Raw genomic sequence first — 1,670 nt, 5'->3', positions numbered from 1 at the left:
GCGCACGCGCAGCGCCAAGGACCTGCAGCAGCAGATGCAGGGCATGCTCGACGGCATCGCCGGCATCCAGGGCTTCGCCATCCAGCCGGCGGCCTTGCCCGGCTCCAGCGGCGGCCCGCCGATCCAGTTCGTGATCAAGTCTTCGGCGCCGCCCGAGGTCGTCTACCAGATGGCAGAGCAGGTGGCGAATGAGGCGCGCAAGAGCGGCATGTTCATCTTCGCCAGCACCACCCTGTCCTTCGACCGGCCGCAGCTGTCGGTGGAGATCGACCGCAACAAGGCGGCGGCGATGGGGCTGAACATGGCGGATATCGGCACCACGCTGAACGTGATGCTGGGCGGCAACGACATCGGCCGCTTCGACCGCGACAACCGCAGCTACAAGGTCATCCCCCAGGTCGCCCAGGCCAACCGGCTGAACCCGGAGGAGCTGGACAAGTATTTCGTGCGCACCACCGGCGGCGATTTGGTGCCGCTGTCCTCCGTCGTCACCCTGAAGACGCAGGCGACGGCGAATTCCTTCTCGCAGTTCAACCAGCTGAACAGCTCGACCATCCAGGCGGTGCCGGTGCCCTTCGCGGTCACGCTGGGCCAGGCGCTGACCTTCCTGCAGCAGACCGCCGACCGGGTGCTGCCGCGCGGCTTCACCTATGATTATGAGGGCGATTCACGCCAGTACGTCACCGAAGGCAACACCATCATGGTCGCCTTCGCCTTCGCGGTGATCATCATCTACCTCGTGCTGGCGGCGCAGTTCGAAAGCTTCCGCGACCCGCTGATCATCATGATGTCGGTGCCGCTGTCGATCTTCGGGGCCCTGGCCGTGCTCAATGTCGGCTCGATCCTCCAGCTCACCGGGGCGACGCTGAACATCTACACCCAGATCGGGCTGATCACCCTGGTCGGGCTGATCACCAAGCACGGCATCCTGATGGTGGAGTTCGCCAACCAGCTGCAGGAGCAGGAAGGCCTGTCGCGGCGCGAGGCGATCGAGAAATCCGCGGCCATCCGGCTGCGGCCGATCCTGATGACCACGGCGGCGATGGTGCTGGGCGTGCTGCCGCTGCTCTACGCCACCGGCGCCGGCGCCGCGGCGCGCTTCGCCATCGGCCTGGTCATCGCCTCGGGCATGTCGATCGGCACGCTGTTCACCCTGTTCGTCGTGCCGATGGTCTACACCTTCCTCGCCCGCGACCATCACCGCATGGTGGAAGAGGACGCGCCGCCGGCGCATCCGACGCCGACCCCGGCGGAGTAGCGCGCCGCTTTGGCTACAGGGTCTTCCGCAGTTCGGGGGCGGGTGCGAGAGCGGTCATGACGGTGCCGACAACCTCGAAGCCGCAGCGCTCATAGAAGGCGCGGGCCCGCTCGCTGGCCACGACATGCAGCGTGCGGGCACCGAGGGCGAGCGCGCGCCGCTCCGCCTCGGCCAGCAGCCTTGCCCCGACGCCCCGGCGCCAGGCGGCGGGGTCGACGAACAGATCCTCCAGCTCGGCCCCGCCACCGTCGCGTGGCAGCACCGTGGCGAAGCCGGCGATGGCGCCGCCGATCTCCGCGACGATGATCGCGGCCAGGTGTTCGGCTGGGACCTGCCGCGCCTCGGGCATCGCCCGCAGCGCCGCGACATGCTCGCCCCAGGCCAGCGACGCGCGCAGCTTGAGGGCGCCGAG

Annotated in this window: 2 protein-coding genes; one reads left to right on the top strand and one right to left on the bottom strand. The window is 68.6% G+C overall.

Annotated elements, in window-relative coordinates; all coding sequences use genetic code 11:
• The coding region (locus AC3XYG_RS03520) for an efflux RND transporter permease subunit (protein WP_489138429.1) at positions 1-1,258 on the top strand (1,258 nt) is incomplete at its 5' end.
• Between the two features lie 13 nt (positions 1,259-1,271).
• On the opposite strand, the gene AC3XYG_RS03515 is transcribed toward AC3XYG_RS03520, so the two are convergent.
• On the bottom strand, positions 1,272-1,670 hold a 399-nt coding region (locus tag AC3XYG_RS03515), incomplete at its 5' end, for a GNAT family N-acetyltransferase (protein WP_489138428.1).

The organism is Inquilinus sp. (genome assembly GCF_057815775.1).
This window is presented reverse-complemented; position numbering and strand designations above follow the sequence as displayed.